The sequence below is a fragment of the Amycolatopsis sp. MEPSY49 genome, from assembly GCF_051337345.1.
Classification (GTDB): domain Bacteria; phylum Actinomycetota; class Actinomycetes; order Mycobacteriales; family Pseudonocardiaceae; genus Amycolatopsis.
This window is the reverse complement of sequence record NZ_JBDLYJ010000024.1, coordinates 18,093-33,721: the sequence shown is the minus strand read 5'-3', so window position 1 is coordinate 33,721 and position 15,629 is coordinate 18,093. Positions and strand designations below refer to the sequence as shown.

Annotated in this window: 15 protein-coding genes; 7 read left to right on the top strand and 8 right to left on the bottom strand. The window is 72.8% G+C overall.

Going from position 1 to position 15,629, the window contains the following annotated elements; all coding sequences use genetic code 11:
• Nucleotides 1-87 precede the first annotated feature (87 nt).
• The gene (locus tag ABFJ78_RS48635; RefSeq protein ID WP_436394425.1) at nucleotides 88-2,109 is read left to right on the top strand and encodes an MFS transporter; all 2,022 of its coding nucleotides are present in this window, start codon (nucleotides 88-90) and stop codon (nucleotides 2,107-2,109) included.
• A 9-nt stretch (nucleotides 2,110-2,118) separates the two neighbouring features.
• The gene (locus ABFJ78_RS48630) at nucleotides 2,119-3,015 is read left to right on the top strand and encodes a 2-hydroxyacid dehydrogenase (protein WP_436394424.1); all 897 of its coding nucleotides are present in this window, start codon (nucleotides 2,119-2,121) and stop codon (nucleotides 3,013-3,015) included.
• Here ABFJ78_RS48630 and ABFJ78_RS48625 read toward each other — a convergent pair.
• The 3 genes from ABFJ78_RS48625 to ABFJ78_RS48615 form a co-directional block, all read right to left on the bottom strand.
• Nucleotides 2,996-3,208, bottom strand: a complete 213-nt coding sequence (locus ABFJ78_RS48625) for a DUF397 domain-containing protein (RefSeq protein WP_436394474.1) — start codon at nucleotides 3,206-3,208, stop codon at nucleotides 2,996-2,998. The genes ABFJ78_RS48630 and ABFJ78_RS48625 overlap by 20 nt on opposite strands.
• Before the next feature lie 25 nt (nucleotides 3,209-3,233).
• Nucleotides 3,234-4,067: a helix-turn-helix domain-containing protein gene (locus ABFJ78_RS48620; protein ID WP_436394423.1), complete on the bottom strand. Its 834-nt coding sequence runs from the start codon at nucleotides 4,065-4,067 to the stop codon at nucleotides 3,234-3,236.
• Nucleotides 4,068-4,142: 75 nt separating this feature from the next.
• Entirely contained in the window at nucleotides 4,143-5,096 is a 954-nt protein-coding gene (locus ABFJ78_RS48615) for a GNAT family N-acetyltransferase (protein WP_436394422.1), read from the bottom strand.
• Between the two features lie 156 nt (nucleotides 5,097-5,252).
• Here ABFJ78_RS48615 and yaaA point away from each other — a divergent pair, with 156 nt between their 5' ends.
• Nucleotides 5,253-5,999, top strand: coding sequence for a peroxide stress protein YaaA (gene yaaA / locus ABFJ78_RS48610; RefSeq protein WP_436394421.1), 747 nt, complete (start codon nucleotides 5,253-5,255; stop codon nucleotides 5,997-5,999).
• On the opposite strand, the gene ABFJ78_RS48605 is transcribed toward yaaA, so the two are convergent.
• Together ABFJ78_RS48605 and ABFJ78_RS48600 are read right to left on the bottom strand one after the other, a co-directional pair.
• Nucleotides 5,986-6,402, bottom strand: coding sequence for a GNAT family N-acetyltransferase (locus ABFJ78_RS48605; protein ID WP_436394420.1), 417 nt, complete (start codon nucleotides 6,400-6,402; stop codon nucleotides 5,986-5,988). The two genes, yaaA and ABFJ78_RS48605, sit on opposite strands and share 14 nt — an antisense overlap.
• A gap of 353 nt (nucleotides 6,403-6,755) precedes the next feature.
• Nucleotides 6,756-7,826: an NAD(P)/FAD-dependent oxidoreductase gene (locus ABFJ78_RS48600; RefSeq protein ID WP_436394419.1), complete on the bottom strand. Its 1,071-nt coding sequence runs from the start codon at nucleotides 7,824-7,826 to the stop codon at nucleotides 6,756-6,758.
• Between the two features lie 84 nt (nucleotides 7,827-7,910).
• Here ABFJ78_RS48600 and ABFJ78_RS48595 point away from each other — a divergent pair, with 84 nt between their 5' ends.
• Nucleotides 7,911-8,465 (top strand): suppressor of fused domain protein, encoded by a 555-nt coding sequence (locus ABFJ78_RS48595; protein ID WP_436394418.1) that lies wholly within the window; start codon nucleotides 7,911-7,913, stop codon nucleotides 8,463-8,465.
• On the opposite strand, the gene ABFJ78_RS48590 is transcribed toward ABFJ78_RS48595, so the two are convergent.
• Both ABFJ78_RS48590 and ABFJ78_RS48585 read right to left on the bottom strand, forming a co-directional pair.
• On the bottom strand, nucleotides 8,435-9,301 hold the full coding sequence (locus tag ABFJ78_RS48590) for a LysR family transcriptional regulator (protein WP_436394417.1): 867 nt from the start codon (nucleotides 9,299-9,301) through the stop codon (nucleotides 8,435-8,437). The genes ABFJ78_RS48595 and ABFJ78_RS48590 overlap by 31 nt on opposite strands.
• On the bottom strand, nucleotides 9,301-9,738 hold the full coding sequence (locus ABFJ78_RS48585) for a cytidine deaminase (protein ID WP_436394416.1): 438 nt from the start codon (nucleotides 9,736-9,738) through the stop codon (nucleotides 9,301-9,303). Before ABFJ78_RS48585 ends, ABFJ78_RS48590 begins: the two co-directional genes overlap by 1 nt.
• 99 nt (nucleotides 9,739-9,837) lie before the next feature.
• Here ABFJ78_RS48585 and ABFJ78_RS48580 point away from each other — a divergent pair, with 99 nt between their 5' ends.
• Entirely contained in the window at nucleotides 9,838-10,743 is a 906-nt protein-coding gene (locus ABFJ78_RS48580; protein ID WP_436394415.1) for an MBL fold metallo-hydrolase, read from the top strand.
• Between the two features lie 187 nt (nucleotides 10,744-10,930).
• Here ABFJ78_RS48580 and ABFJ78_RS48575 read toward each other — a convergent pair whose 3' ends face one another.
• Complete coding sequence (locus tag ABFJ78_RS48575; RefSeq protein ID WP_436394414.1) at nucleotides 10,931-12,460, bottom strand: phytoene desaturase family protein; 1,530 nt, start codon at nucleotides 12,458-12,460, stop codon at nucleotides 10,931-10,933.
• Between the two features lie 272 nt (nucleotides 12,461-12,732).
• On the opposite strand from ABFJ78_RS48575, the gene ABFJ78_RS48570 reads away from it, so the two are divergent.
• Both ABFJ78_RS48570 and ABFJ78_RS48565 read left to right on the top strand, forming a co-directional pair.
• Nucleotides 12,733-13,698, top strand: coding sequence for an RIO1 family regulatory kinase/ATPase domain-containing protein (locus ABFJ78_RS48570; protein WP_436394413.1), 966 nt, complete (start codon nucleotides 12,733-12,735; stop codon nucleotides 13,696-13,698).
• A gap of 341 nt (nucleotides 13,699-14,039) precedes the next feature.
• Nucleotides 14,040-15,629 (top strand): DEAD/DEAH box helicase, encoded by a 1,590-nt coding sequence (locus tag ABFJ78_RS48565; protein WP_436394412.1) that lies wholly within the window; start codon nucleotides 14,040-14,042, stop codon nucleotides 15,627-15,629.

Sequence of the window (15,629 nt, the reverse complement as noted above, 5' to 3'; positions counted from 1 at the left end):
GAACAGTGTGGCGAAACCTCGGGAAGAACGACGATTCGCGGGTCTTTTCGTGAGCCGACCTTGCGGCACAGCCCCCGGGTCACGCCCGTGACGGCAGCCGGCTTGCCGATGCCCGAACGGGTGCGCCGAGTCCTGGCGATCCGTCCGTTCCGGCGGCTCTGGGGCGTCACGTTCCTGTGCAGCACCGCGGATTGGCTCGCCTTGCTCGCGGTGGCCGACCTGGTTTCGAACGCGGCCGGCACCGACGCGGTCAAGAATTTCGCGTTCTCCGGTGTGGTCTTCAGCAACCTGCTCCCCGGGTTGTTCTTCGCACCGCTGGGAGGCCTGCTCGCCGACCGGTTCGACCGGCGCGTGGTGATGGCGGTCGGTGACGTGCTCCGCTGTCTGCTGCTGCTGTCCGTCGTCGTGGTCGACCTGCCGTGGTGGCCGTTCGTCGGCAGCTTCCTGACCAGCAGCGTGGCGATGCTGTGGATCCCGGCCAAGGACGCCGCGGCACCGAATCTGCTGCACCGCCCGGACCAGGTGGAGACCGCGAACCAGCTCGGCCTGGCGATGACCTACGGCATCTCGGTGGTCGCGGCCGGCGGGCTGTACGCCCTCACCGGCATCGGCCCGTCGCTGCGGCTGCCCGACGACCTCCTCGGCGCGAACGGTCCCGTGAAGCTGGCCATCGTCCTCGCCGCCGCGCTGTACCTGGGCAGTGCCGTGGTCATCGCCCGCCGGATCCCCGAGCTGTCCGGCTCGGCCGGACCCGGCCGGGCGGCGGCTCCTGATGAGCCCGGTTCCGGCGGCTTCGTCGCCATGCTGCGCGACGCCGGCCGCTTCGTCCGGACGACGCCCCTGGTCCGCGGCCTGCTCATCGGCGCGGTCGGGGCGTTCGCCGCCGGCGGGGCGGTCGTCGGTACGGCCCAGTCGTACGCCAAAAGCGTGCTGGCCGGCCAAGCGGGCTTCGGGCTGCTGTTCGCCGCCGTGTTCGTCGGCCTCGGCCTGGGCATCGTCTTCGCCCCCAAGCTGGCCGCCCGGCTCGCCCACGAACGGCTCTTCGGCGTCACGATCATGCTGGCCGGGTTCTCCCTCGTCCTGGTGGCGCTGTCCCCGCACCTCCTCGTCTCGATGGTCGCCGTCCTGCTCGTCGGCGCGAGCGCGGGCGCCACGTTCCTCACCGGGGTGACGGTCATCGGCTCCCGCATCGACGACGACGTCCGGGGCCGGGTCAACGCGATCTACCAGGCTCTGCTGAAGATCGTCCTCGGCTGCACCGTCGCCGTCGTCCCCCTCCTGGTGGGGCTGGTCCAGGAGCGCACGATCTCCGTCTTCGGCGGCGAGCTGCGGATCGACGCGACCCGGCCGGTCTTGTTCGGAGCCGCGCTCCTGGCCTGTCTGGCCGGCCTGCTCGCCTACCGCCGGATGAACGCCGGCCGGCCGGTCCGCATCCGCGGCGACCTGCGCGCCCTCGCGCGGCGGTACCCGCGGCGCAAGACCGGGTTCGTCGTCGCGGTGGAGGGCAGATCCTCGGCGGACACCGCCGTGCACGCGGCCGCCCTCGCCGGCTGGCTCGGCCGGGCCGGCGTCCGCACGGTCGTCTTCGCCCCCGATCCCGGCGAAGACGACCCCCGGTTCCAGGCGCTGGTCTCCGGCGCGGCACTGACCTCCGCGCGAGCCCGGCTCCTCGCGGCAGCAGCGGTCCGCGCCGACAGCGTCCACCGCGACATCCTCCCGGCGCTCGAAGCCGGCGCCGTCGTGGTCGTCGAGCGCTTGATCGACTCGCCGTCGGACCGGCTGACGGAGTCCGCCGGGATCAGCGCGGACGACCTGGCGGAAGTGGCGGACTGGGCGGCCGGCCGGCTCCGCCCGGACTTCGCCGTCCTCCTCGACAACGGCGCGCGGAGCGACGTCCCGGCGACGGAAGCCCGGCCCCCGCGGATCCAGGAGATCATCGGCGGGCTGTCACGCGCTTCCCGCTGCGTTCTCGTCGAGGCCGCCGACCGGACGAGCAGCCAGGACCAGATCCGCGCCGCAGTCGCCGAAGCACTGTCCCGGTCGTCCCGCGAATGGGCCGATCGCCTGCGGGAATCCACCGAGCGGGTAGCCCCGGCCGGCGCGGGGTAGAAAGGCGGCATGAGCGCTCGCGTACTGCTGCCGTGGACCGACATCGACGTGCCGGAAGGGGTCGAGGCCGCCTACTACGACGGTGTCGCGCCGCCGCCGGACGGGCTGGACGGCGTCGAGTTCTACGTGCTGCCCTACGACCGCGGGCCCGAGCCGCCGAAGCTGATCAAGGAGCTGCCGGCGTTGCGCGTGGTGCAATCGCTGTCGGCCGGGGTCGAGGCGATCGTGCCGTTGCTGCCCGACGACGTCCGGTTGGCGAACGGGCGGGGACTCCATGATCTAAGCGTCGCGGAGCACGCGCTCGCGCTGATCCACGCGGCGCAGCGGGACCTGCCGCGGTGGTTCGCGCAGCAGACGCGCGGTGAGTGGACGCGTGAGCACACGCGCTCGCTGGCCGACAGCCGGGTGCTCCTGGTCGGGTACGGCTCGATCGGGCAGGCCATCGAGCGTCAGCTCGTGGCGGCGGAGGCCGTGGTGACGCGGGTGGCGAGCCACGCGCGTCCGGGCGTCCACGCCGTCGACGAGCTGCCGGGGCTGCTGCCGGACGCCGACATCGTGGTGCTGATCCTCCCGGACACCCCGGCGACGCGTGGGTTGTTCGACGCGAAGGCCCTCGCGGCGCTGCCGGACGACGCGCTGGTGGTGAACGTCGGCCGCGGCACGGCCATCGACACGGACGCCCTCCTGGCCGAGACCCGGTCCGGGAGGTTGCGCGCGGGCCTGGACGTCGTCGATCCGGAGCCGCTGCCCGCCGACCATCCACTGTGGACGGTGCCGGGCGTGGTCATCACTCCGCACATCGCCGGTGGGTCGGCATCGTTTTATCCCCGCGCGAAGAAGCTGGCGGCGGAGCAGCTGCGGCGGTACGTGGCGGGTGAGGAGCTGCTCAACCTCGTAGAGAGCTGAGGACGGCGGTCCACGCGGCCGGGGTGACGGTCAATTGCCCCTGCTCGCGGGCCTTCGTGTCCCGGATGCCGATCGCGCGGTCGAGCCTCACCTCGACGCAGTCCGATTGGCCGCCACTGTAGCTCGCCTTGCGCCACCCGACCTCGACGCAGTTGGACTCGGCACCGCTGTAGCTCGCCTTGCGCCAAACCATGTCGCTCACGCCGAGGCCTCCCGGGTTATCGGGCGACCTCCCGGAGCAAGTCTCGGGTGTCGCCTTCACTCAATGCCTTGCCAGCCAGCATCTTAGCTTGTTTCCGGTACCTGCCGACGACATCATCCTCGTGGAGGAACGCAGTCGCGTGCGAGTTCTCCAGGTGCACGATCGGCGGCAGACCAACGAACTCGTACAAGATGAACGAGCCGATCAACCCGGGGTGATAGCCGATGTTCGCGGGCACAATCCGCAGGGAAACGTTCGGCAGCGCCATCATCGCGAGCAGGTGATCAACCTGGTCCGACATGATGTCGGCGCTGCCGATCCTCTCACGGATCGCGACCTCGCCGACGAGTGCGGCGAACCGAACCGGATCGGCCCTCGTGAGAATGCGCTGCCGCTTCAGCCGCGCGATGAGCATCGCGTCGGCCTGCTCCAGGCCGATCTCCGAATTGCTCAGAATCGCGCGAGCGTAGTCGGCGGTCTGCAGAAGTCCCGGCACGATCGCGTGGTACCAGTTCGAGATGTGGCTGGCGGTGCGCTCGTACTCGACGATGCCGCTCAGCGCGGGCGGGAGATCCGACGGGTTGGAATCGAGCCAGTTGTCGTCCTTGGCGCGCCTGGCCAGGCGCATCATGCGGTCGTAGGTCGCGTCGTCGACTTGGAGGGCGCCCAGCAACCGGGCCACGTCCTCCGGGGACGCCACCCGCTGCCCCTTTTCCCACGCCGACAGCAGCTGCGGGAGAATCCGCACCATCCGGGCCAGTTCGCGCAGACCTTTGCCCCGCGCCATGCGCAATTCCCGCAGCGACGCGGCCAATGCTCTCGCACCCGGGGAAGCGGAATTCGGCTTCATAGGGCGATGGTACGAACAGCGTCCATTCCCCGATCGGCGGTGGGGCGTCCCATTTCCCGGACAGTGCAGGACAGTTCAGGACAGCACGTACACATGCCATTCGTCGTCGACGCGGAATCCACACCGTTCGTAAACGCCCAGGGCGCGGTGCGCGTTGTCGACGTCGACGTTCAGGGCCGACCGGTCGAATCCCGCCGCCTTCGCCGCCAGGAGCGTGTGCCCGAGCAGCCCCGACGCCACGCCGCGGCCGCGCAGCGCCTCGCGCGTTCCCACCCAGGTGGCGTAGTGCTCGCGGATGCCCGTCGCCGCGGCTTCGGACTCGTAGAAGTGGCTCAGCACGAACGCGAGGACCTTGTCGTCGTCGAGGACGAGGAACGACAGGTCCGGGCGGAAGTCCTTGGAGCCGGTGACCAGGTGGTGCCAGGCGTCCGGCCCGTAGACGGTGCTGCCCCAGTGGCCGGCGAAGGCGTCGTTGCGGGCGTCGAGCGCGGCGAGGTCGTGCTTGAAGTCGAACGGCTCCGCCGTGATGCCGTCCGGAAGCGGCGGCTGCGGCGGCAGGTCGGCGAGGCCGACGCGCATGTTGACCATCGTCCGCTGGTGCGTGAAGCCCGCGCCGGCGAGGACGCCGGCGATCCACCGCTCGTTCTGGTGCTGGCCGTGGTGCAGCTCCATCGGCGCGCCCGGGAAGGCGCGCTCGTGGACGTCGCGGCTCGTGCGCGTCAGCCACTCGACCAGGTGAGCGCCGACGGCGTCGGTGCGGTGGTCCGGGTGCACGACCGACTGCAGCCGGATCATGTGCACCGGGTTCGCGGCGTCGCGGCGGCGGATCAGGCCGTAGCCGACGAGGGCGTCGCCCGCCCAGGCGCCGATGGTGGCGCGGGGCAGGTCGACGTTGGGCGCGACCAGCTCGTCGCGGAGGTCTTCGTCGCTGAAGTGGTCACCCGTCCGGTCGATCTCCTCGGCGGCGGCGTACAGGCGGGTGAGCGCGGGGACGTCGTCGAGGGTCAGCGGGCGCCAGGTCAGGTCCATGCCCGGAGGCTAGGCCGGACGGCGGCGTCCCCGCATCCCGATTTGTCGATCCGGCCAAAAGCAGGCCGCCCCTCGGCGGCACGCGACCTTTGCCGACGAGCCATTCGGCCGTGGCTGTGGCCGGATCGACAAACAGCGGCGCAGTAGGCTCGCTGCGTGCTGGTGCTCCTCCCCCCATCCGAGACCAAGGCCGACGGCGGCCGCGGCGGCCCGCTCGACCTCGGCGCGCTGTCGTTCCCCGAGCTGAACCCGGCGCGCGCGAAGCTCGCCGACGCGCTCGCCGAGCTGGCCGCCGACGTCCCGGCGAGCATCGCGGCCCTGGGCATCACCGAGCGCCAGGCCGGCGAGGTGACGCGCAACGCGGAGCTGTGGACGTCCCCGACGATGCCGGCGCTGCGCCGCTACACGGGCGTCCTGTACGACGCGCTCGACGTCAAGAGCTTCACGAAGGCGGGCCTCGAGAAAGCGCACCGTCGGCTGGCGGTGACGTCGTCGCTGTTCGGCGTGGTGTCGGCGACCGACCCGATCCCGGCGTATCGGCTTTCGGGCGAGAACTCGCTGCCGTCGGTCGGGACGATCCGCGGGCACTGGAAGCCGGTCCTCGAGCCGGTGTTGCAGCAGGTCGAGGGCCTGGTGGTGGACCTGCGGTCGGGCACGTACTCGGCGTTCGCGAAGCTGCGCCCGGACGCGGTGACGGTCCGCGTGGTGACGGAGAACGCCCGCGGCGAGCGCGTGACGGTCAGCCACTTCAACAAGGCGTACAAGGGCCGCCTGGCGCGGGCGCTGGCGGAGACGCGCGCGGAACCGTCCACAGTGGACCAGCTGGTCAAGGTGATCGCGAAGGCGGGAATGACGGTCGAGCGCACCGGCGACCACGCGCTGGAGCTGGTCACGGAGGGCTGACGGGCCGTTCGAAGAGGGCGCCGGAGGTGTCGTCTTCGAAGCGCACGAGCCGGAAGCCTTGGCTGCGGTAGTAGTCGTGCAGCCGGGTGTTGCTGGTCCAGGCATCGAGCCGGAGGTATCGCTTCCCGCGCCGCCCGGCTTCCGCGGCGGCTTGGTCGAGCAGCCAGGCGCCGATGCGTCGCCCGGCGAAGGCGCGGCCGACGGCGAGGTGGTGGAGGTAGAGCGCGGAGCCGGGATCGTCGGCGGGGTGCCAGAGATCGGCGGGGTGGGCGTCCCGCAGAACCATGGTGCCGACGGCGACCGGTCCCGGGGACACGGCCACCCGGAACCCACCGGCGGGGGCAACAGCGAGCGCGGCACCGGTCGCCGCGGCCGCCGACGCGGCCACCCCGGCCTCAGCCACGCGAAGCCCACCCTCCGGCGAAGCACCAGTCCCCGCAACTTCCGCCACAGCCGCCGACGCGGCCACCCCGGCCTCAGCCACGCGAAGCCCACCCGCCGGCGAAGCACTGGTCGCCGCTTCTGTCGCCGGCCCGGCCGCTTCTGCGCGAAGGCCACCCGCCGGCGAGGTGTCCGGGCAGATCTCCGCCACCCGGAGGCCACCCGTCGCGAGGTCCGGGCTCAACTCCTCCGCGCGCCACCTCGCTCCCTGCCACTGGTCCGTTCCTTGCCCACCCAGCCACTCGATCGCGCCGTCGAGAATGGCCAGCAAGCTCGGCAGATCTTCCTCCGTCGCCGGGCGGAGGCGGTACTCGCTCAAAACCGCTCCGGTGAGAACGGCGTCAAATCGAAGCCCGGGTCCTCCCCCAGCGCGACCGCCGCCACGAGCTTCCCCGCGAAGGGCGCGTTCGTCAGCCCACCCGCGCCGAACCCCGTCGAGACCGCCAGGCCCGGCCGGATCGCTCCCAGGATCGGCAGCCCGTCCGGCGTGCCCGGGCGGAAGCCGACCCGGGTCTCCGCCAACGTCGCGTTCGCCAGGCCGGGCGCCACCGTCAGCGCGTTGTCCAGCACCTCGCGCTGGCCCGCCGCCGTCACGCGGTAGTCGAAGCCAGCCTCCGCCTCGCGCGTCGCGCCCGCCACCACGCGGCCGCCCGCGAACGCCAGCAGGTAGTGGCTCGTGCGGGGCAGCACCACCGGCCACGCCGCCGTCTCGGTGTCCGGCAGGTCGAAGTGGCTGATCTGGCCTCGATGCGGCGTCACCGGCAGGTCGATCCCCAGCGGCGCCAGCAGTTCACGGCTCCACGCGCCCGCCGCGACCACCACGCTGTCCGCTTCCAGGGGGCCGTCCGGGCTCGCCACCGTCCCGTCGGCGCGGAAAGCCACCTCGCCTTCGACGAACTTCGCGCCCCGGCGTTCGGCGTCGAGCAGGAGGGCTCGGCGCAGCTGGTGGCCGTCGACGCGGCCTGCGCCGGTCAGGTGCACCGCGCCCAGCCCCGGCGCCAACGCCGGGAACAGCTCGCGCGCCTGGGCCGGGTCGAGCCGGCTGACCTCGCCCATCTCGGGCGCGTCCGCCGCCCGCGCCGTCAGCCGGTCGTGTGCCTCGGCCAGCTCGGCGTCGTCGGCCGAGACGACCATCCCGCCGACCACTTCGAACGACGAGTCCGCCAGCGAAGCCGTGAACTCCCGGTAGTACCGGCCCGCCGCCGAGGCGAGCGGGTACAGCGCGTCCTCCCAGCGCGACGTCCACGGGCTGACGATCCCGGCGCCGGCTTCGGTCGCCGTCCCCGGGCGGGCCGCGTCCGCGACGACCACCTCCGCGCCGCGGCCCGCCAGGTGCCACGCCGTTGCCGCGCCGCCGATTCCGCTTCCGATCACGAGCACTCGCATGTCCCCCACCCTGCCCGAAAGTGCCGCGCCCGGGCCAACGGGCTTCCCCCGCACCGCGCGGCGCCCGGTCGTATGCTGCGCGCCATGCCGAGCCGTGCCGAGCGGTATGTCGCCCATCTCGACACCCTGACCGGGGACGTCGAGCCCCGGCTGCAGCCGATCCCGTCGACCCACGCCGGGCTCGACGACGTCATCGCGTTCGTCTTCGCCGACGAACCCGAGCCCAGATACCTGACCGGCGCGACCTACGGTCTCTCGCTCGCCGACCACGCCGAGTGGCACGGCGTGAAACCGGAGCTGTGGATCAGCGTCCGGTCCGACGACCCGGTGTGGGCGCTGGCCATCGGCTACCTCGCCGAGCAGCTGCGGGGCACGTGCCCGTTCGTCTACGGCGACACCATCGACTTCGGCCAGCCGATCGCCCCGGAGTCCGCGATGACGGCGTTCGCCGTGTCGGCGCCCGCGGGCCTCGACGCCCACCAGTACACGCTGATCGACATCGGCGGCCCGCCGGTCAGCATCGCCGGCTGCTACCCGGTGCACGACACCGAGCGCAAGTACATCCGCGAGCACGGCATCGACGCGTTCTGGCAGCTGGACTGGGACCTCTACGACGTCCGCCGGCCGCCGGTCGTCTGATAGGCGGCCGTCGCGAGCTCGGCGAACGACCGCACGAGCGGGCCGGCGTCCTTCCACGCGACGACCACCGGGTTCGGCGCCAGGTCGGTGAGCGGCACGACCGTCAGGTCGCCCGGCGGCTGGTGGCCGAGCGGCATCAGGCCGACGGTCCCGTTCCACAGCACGGCCTGCAGGCACTCCTGGACGCCGCGCACCACCGGTCCGTCGCGCGGTTCGCCGCCGTGCCAGTACGCCTGCCAGACCGGGTCGGTGCCGTCCGGGAACCGGAACCACCGCCGGTCGGCCAGGTCCGCGAGCACCAGGTGGTCGCGGCGGGCCAGCGGATCGTCGGCGCGCAGGACCGCGCCCACCGGGTCCTCGCGCAGCCGGTGCACGGTCAGGCCGGCGTCGTCGAACGGTCCGCGCGTCAGCGCGACGTCGACGAGGCCGGCGCGCAGCCCGCACGTCGGGTCGGTCAGGTCCGTGTCGCGAACCCGGACCTCGACGCCGGGGTGCCGCCGCCGGTACGCGTCGGCCAGCCGGGTCGCGTCGGGGTCGGCGCTGTCGGCGAGGATGCCGACGGTGATCGCCGCGGCCCCGGCAGCCGACGCCACGCGCACGCGCGCCTGGTCGGCCTGCTCGAGCAGGGCGCGGGCCTCGTCGAGCAGCGCCGCTCCGGCGGGCGTGAGCGCGACGCCCGCGGCCGAGCGCACCAGCAGGACGGCGCCGACGTCGGCCTCCAGCTGCTTGACGGCGCGGCTCAGCGGCGGCTGGCTCATGTGCAGCCGCGCGGCGGCCCGGCCGAAGTGGAGCTCTTCGGCGACCGCCACGAAGTACCGCAGCGTGCGCAGCTCCATCAACGCCCGGCTTCGTAGGGCCAGACGTCGTCGGGGAAGACGCGCGCGAACCAGTGCGGCTGGACGTCCCGCAGCCGCAGCGCCCGCCACCGGCGCGGGTCCGCGGGCTCGGGGACGGCGACCTCGACGTCCGCGCCGTGGGCGAAGAGCCGTTCCTGGCAGACCCCGCAGGGCGCCAGGATCCAGTAGCCGCGCTCCTCGTCCGCGGCGGTCACGCAGACCGAGCCGGTCACGCGCCGCCCGAGCTTGAAGGCTTCGCAGATCGCGCCGGTTTCGTGGCACAGGCTGACGGCCTGGTTCGGGAAGTCCGGCGCGGTGCTCGTCAGCACGGTGCCGTCGTCGAGGCGCAGGGCCGCCGCCCCGGACCACGCCGTGCCGCCGAAGCGGTCGCGCGCCAGCGCGATCGCCGCGTCCACCAGTTCCTGATCGACTGCCATGCGCCGACAGTAGCGCTGACCGGCGACGATGTTCTCCTGGTATCGGCACCTCCCGATCGGTCTTGGACGGCCGGCCCGGTCCGGCGGTGGAATCGGGTCATGACCGACATGACCGATCCCGCCGTGCGGGTGGCCGACGCCGTCGAACTCGCGCCGGACCTGCTGGTGATCCCCAACCACGGCGTCGACCTCGTGCCCAACATCGGCGTCGTGGGCGGCACCGAGGCCGTCCTCGTCGTCGACACGGGCCTCGGCGTCGCGAACGCGGCGGAGGTGCTCGCGTTCGCGACGTCGGTGGCAGCGGGCCGCCGCCTGTTCCTGACGACGACCCACTTCCACCCCGAGCACGCCTACGGTTCGCAGGTGTTCGCCGGCGCGGCGACGTACCTGGCCAACCGCGCCCAGGCCGACGACCTCGCCACGAAGGGCGCCGGCTACCTCGAGATGTTTCGCGGCCTCGACCCGGTGGTGGCCGCCCGGCTCGAGGACGTCCGGGTGCCCGTGCCCGACGAGGTGTACGACGTCGCGCGGGAGCTCGACCTCGGCGGCCGGACCGTCCGGCTGCGGCCGACGGGCCGGGGGCACACGACCGGTGACCAGGTGGTCGAGGTACCGGACGCCGGTGTCCTGTTCACCGGCGACCTGGCCGAGACCGGGCAGTTCGCGATCCTCCCGTGGTTCCCGCCGCACGACACGGACGTCACGGCCGTGGGCTGGATTTCGGTGCTGGACCGGCTGGTTTCGGGCGGACCGCGAACTGTGGTGCCCGGGCACGGAGAGGTCGGCGGCGTGGCGGTGCTCACCGACGTCCGTGCCTACCTGCGCGAGCTGCGGGACGAGACCTGGCACCGGCGCCGCTCCGGGCTCGACGTGGAGGCGATCGCCGCCGAGGTGCGTTCGGTGCTCGTCGAACGCCATCCGGAGTGGGCCGGCCGCGAGTGGATCGACCCGGGGGTCGGCTGTCTGTGCGCCGAGCACGACGCACAGACAGCCGTCCAGAGGTGATCACCGGTGGCGACGGGCTCGCCGCCGGGCGGTGGGCCCGCCCCCGAGCAGGGTTCGCTGCCCGGGTTCGCCGCGGAAGTCCGCCATCGGAGTAGGCCCCTGCGCGGGCCGACCCACCCCGGGATGGGTCAGCTCGCGCAGGCGCCTGGCTGACGGTCGCCTTCCTTGCGGGAAAAAAGCCTTCCGCTCAGCCGCCCAGGATCGCCATTGCCGCGTTGTGGCCGGGGATGCCGCTCACACCACCTCCCCTCATGGCTCCCGCACCGCACAGCAGCACCCGCTCGTGCTCGGTCTCCACGCCCCACTTGCCTTGCTGCGCCGGGTCTTCCGCGTACGGCCACGCCAGGTCGCGGTGGAAGATGTGGCCGGCCGGCAACCCCAGTTCGGCCTCCAGGTCGAGCGGGGTCTTCGCTTCCACGCACGGCCTGCCGTCCGGGCCCACCAGCAGGCAGTCCTCGATGGGCTCGGCCAGCACGCTGTTCAGCGAAGCCAGCGTCGCGCGCAACGCCGCTTCGCGTGCCTCTTCGTTGTGCCCCTCGAAGAGGCGGGCCGGCATGTGCAGGCCGAACAGCGTCAGCGTCTGGGCTCCCGCCGCTTGCTCGGCCGGGCCGAGGATCGACGGGTCCGTCAGCGAGTGGCAGTAGATCTCGCAAGGCGGAAGCGAGGGGATCCTCCCCGCCGCCGCCTCGCGATAGGCCGCCTCCAGCTGGGAGTAGCTCTCGTTGACGTGAAACGTGCCGCCGAACGCCTCAGCCGGGTCGACCCGCGGATCGCTCAGCTTCGGCAGCCGGGACAGCACCATGTTCACCTTCAGCTGCGCTCCCTCCGGCCGGTCCGGCGGCTCCTCGCCCAGCAGCCTCGCGAGCGTCGCCGGCGCGACGTTCGCCAGGACGTGCCCGCCGCGTACGACGTGCTCCGCGTCGTCGCGGCGGTAGCGCACCTCGCCGTCCGGGGCGACGGACAGCACTTCCGCACCCGTCACGAGACGCGCTCCCGCGGCGGCCGCCACCGCCGCGAGCGAACCGGTGACCGCGCCCATGCCGCCGACCGGGACGTCCCAGTCGCCGGTGCCGTTGCCGATCACGTGGTAGAGCAGGCACCGGTTCTGCCGCAGGTCCTCGTCACCCGCCGCAGCGAACGTGCCGATCAGCGCGTCGGTGAGCACGACGCCGCGGACCGTGTCGTCGCCGAACCACGACGTCAGCGTCTCGCCGATCGGCCGTTCGAACAACGCCGACCACGCCTCGGCGTCGTTCACCCTCGACCGGAAGTCCACTTCGGACAGCAGTGGCTCGGTGAGGGTGCCGAAGACGCGCTCGGCCACACCGGCGGCCAGCGCGTAGAACCGTTGCCACGCAGCGAAGTCCGCTGCGGAGCCGGTGACCGCGCGAAACGACGACGCCGTCCGGTCGTCGTCGCCCGTGTCGACAAGGAGACCCGTGTCGCCCCTCGGCGTGTAGGACGACATCCGGCGCCGCAGCAGCCGGACCTCGAGACCCAGGTCGGCCACGATCTTCTTCGGCAGCAGGCTGACCAGGTAGGAGTAGCGCGAGAGCCGGACGTCCACGCCGTCGAACGCGCGGAACGACACGGCGGCGCCACCGGTCTCCCCGCGCCGTTCGAGCACGAGCACCGACCGGCCCGCCCGCGCCAGGTACGCGGCCGCCACCAGACCGTTGTGCCCGCCGCCGACGACCACGACGTCGTAGGAATCCATCCGCCCCTCCTCGGGTGCTGCCTGCCCGTTCATCGTGGCCACGCCCGACGAAGGAATTCAAGGAAACGTCGCGAACGGTCCTTTCGCGCTATTCGGTTGCGCGGAGGGTGACCGAACCGGCAAGCTGAAGCGCAACCGGCAGGGAGCCGGGGTGAAGAGCGGGGAGGTGCCGTCGTGATGGATGTCCGGGCCCTTTCGCGCCCTCACCCACCCGCCCCCCGGAGCTGACCACGCGCCCGGTGGGGCATCCCTGACCAAGGAGAACCCCACCAGTGCGCCAGCACGACTTCGAAGACTTCGACTCGTTCGACGAACAACCCACCCGTCGCCGTCAGGCGCGGTCGCGCCGCCGCGGGCGGTTCGAGGAACCCGAGCCCACCCGCAGCGGGCGGCTCACCGAAGGCGAACGCGTCCGGCTCGCCAAGCTGCGCGACGACGCCTACACCGAAAACCAGCTCCCGGACGGCGCCGACCGCTGGTCCACCTGGGACGACGCCGAACACGGCCCGCTGCCCCGGCCGGACTGGGTCGTCACCGAGCTCGCCGCGGTCGACACCGACCTCGGCGTCCTCAAGACGGGCAAGGAGGCCGACGTCCACCTGCTGCGGCGCGGCCTGCCCGGTACGCCCGGCACGTTGCTCGCCGCGAAGCGCTACCGCAGCGACGAACACAAGCTGTTCCACCGCGACGCGGGCTACCTCGAAGGACGGCGGATGCGCCGGTCCCGCGAGATGCGCGCGATCGAGCACCGCACCGCGTTCGGCCGCAACCTCATCGCCGAACAGTGGGCCGTCGCGGAGTTCGCCGCGTTGAGTCGCTTGTGGACGCTCGGCGCGCCCGTGCCGTACCCGGTGCAGCGCGACGGCACCGAACTCCTGCTGGAGTTCCTCGGCGAGGACGACGGGACGGCCGCGCCGCGGCTGGCCCAGGTGCGGCCCGGCCCGGACGAGCTGAAGGACCTGTGGTTCCAGGCGACGGCGGCGCTCGAGCTGCTCGCCGCGGAAGGGCTCGCGCACGGCGACCTCTCGGCGTACAACCTGCTGGTGCACCGCGGCCGGCTGATCGTGATCGACCTGCCCCAGGTCGTCGACGTCGTCGCCAACCCCGGCGGCGCCGAGTTCCTCGCCCGGGACGTGCGCAACCTCGCCGGCTGGTTCCACGGCCGCGGGCTCGGCGAGCACGTCACGAACACCGACGGGCTGCTGGCGGACCTCGTTTCCGCGGCCGGGCTCGGGTAGCCGCGCGGCGGCGTCGCGGGTGTGGCACGGAACACGTCTGCGACGCCGCCCACAACGGGTCACCTCCATGCGGAGGACCAGGACTCCCTCAGGTACTATCGATACAGACCGCAACCGGCGGCGTGGATGTAGTTGGTGTCCGTCGCCTCCAGAGCCACCGAAAGCACAGCCACCGAATGGCTCGCGGTGATCCGTAACCCCCAAGCGGCGCGCAGTGTCGGAAAGCGCAAGACACAGTGTGCCGGGTCCGTCCCTGTGAACGCCCACCGCACACCATCTTGCCCTGCCTGCGCGCGGGGAGCCCGGGCCTCCTTGTGACGAACCATGTCCGAGAGGCATTTGTGACCGTCACGTTCAACTCCGGCCCTTCCTCGACGTCCGCTCACGCGGGCCGTCCCGACCGCAAGCCGCGCACCCGCCCGGCCGGTGGGGACATGCTCCGCGACGACGCCGTCGAGCTCGTGGCCACCAAGACCTTCGCCGAGCTGGGCCTGCCGGAGCCGCTGCTCCGCGCGCTCGCCGACGCGGGCATCACCACCCCGTTCCCGATCCAGTCCGCGACCATCCCGGACGCCCTGGCCGGCCGCGACGTGCTGGGCCGCGCCCAGACCGGCTCCGGCAAGACGCTCGCCTTCGGCCTGGCCATGCTGGCCCGGCTCAACGGCGGCAAGGCCCGGCCGAAGCGCCCCCGCGCGCTGATCCTGGTCCCGACCCGCGAGCTGGCCATGCAGGTCGCCGACTCGCTGACCCCGCTGGCCAAGTCCCTGGGCCTGTGGTGCCGCACGGCCGTCGGCGGGATGGCCTTCGCCCGCCAGGCGGACGCGCTCTCCCGCGGCGTCGACCTGCTGATCGCCACGCCGGGCCGGCTGTCCGACCACGTCCGCCAGGGCACCGCTTCGCTGGGCGACTGCAACTTCATCGCCCTCGACGAGGCCGACCAGATGGCCGACATGGGCTTCATGCCGCAGGTCCGCGAGATCCTCGACCTCACCCCGCCGGGTGGGCAGCGCCTGCTGTTCTCGGCGACGCTCGACGGTGACGTCAACCGCCTGGTCCGGCAGTACCTGACCGACCCGGTGACGCACTCGGTGGCGCCGTCGACCGCGAGCGTCACGACCATGGACCACCACGTGCTCCAGGTCTCGCACCAGGACAAGCAGGACGTCATCACGCAGATCGGCGCCCGCGAGGGCCGCACGATCATGTTCGTGCGCACCAAGCACCACGTCGACCGCCTCGCCGAGCGCCTGCGCGAGCAGGGCGTGAACGCGGCGGCGCTGCACGGTGGCAAGACGCAGGGGCAGCGCAACCGCGTCCTGGCCGACTTCAAGGAAGGCCACACCCCGGTGCTCGTCGCCACGGACGTCGCCGCGCGCGGCATCCACGTCGACGACATCTCGCTGGTGCTGCACGTCGACCCGGCGGCCGACCACAAGGACTACCTGCACCGCGCCGGCCGCACGGCCCGCGCCGGGGCGTCCGGCGTGGTCGTCACGGTGGCGACGCACGACCAGCGCCGGATGGTCCGTCGCCTGACCGACCGCGCCGGCGTGCGCGCGGAGTCGACGACGGTCCGCCCGGGCGACCCCGAGCTGTCCCGCATCACCGGCGCCCGCGAGCCCAGCGGCGAGCCGGTCGTCGAGCGGCGGCGCGAAAGCCCGCGTCGCGGCGGTGGCGGCGGCTTCCGCGGCGACCGCGGCCGCGGCGGCGAGCGTGGCGGCTACCGCGGCGAGCGCAGCTACGGCGACCGTGACCGCGGCAGCAGCTTCGGCGGCGACCGCGACCGCGGCGGCGAGCGTGGCGGCTACCGCGGTGGCGACCGCGAGGGTCGTCCCGGCGGCTTCGGCGGCCGCGGCCGTCAGCCCCGCTCGGGCAACGGCGGTGGCTACGGCCGCCCGAGCCGTGGCCCGCGTCGCGGCTACGACAGCTGA